Annotated in this window: 1 pseudogene; it reads right to left on the bottom strand. The window is 43.3% G+C overall.

The window, feature by feature from the left end:
* Positions 1–10: 10 nt before the first annotated feature.
* Positions 11–252: pseudogene (locus tag AC1M9J_RS14850) on the bottom strand (3-oxoadipate CoA-transferase); the annotation flags it as partial.

Genomic DNA, 252 nt, shown 5'->3' with positions numbered 1-252 from the left:
AAAACCAGTCTTAAGCCTGAGTGGCATCAATGAGTTTGGCACCCGTCATCGATTGAAGCTCTTCAAAAGATAAGCCTTCAACTTTCTCAATGACTTTCATACCATCTGCCGTCACATCAATCACACAAAGGTCCGTATAAATGCGGTCCACACATTTCAAACCTGTCGCAGGATAAGTCAGCTCAGCAACGATTTTCGGTTCGCCTTTTTTAGTGACATGATCGGTGGTAATAAAGACTTTTTTCGCACCCA

The sequence above is a fragment of the Acinetobacter sp. ANC_7588 genome (assembly GCF_056783995.1).
This window is presented reverse-complemented; position numbering and strand designations above follow the sequence as displayed.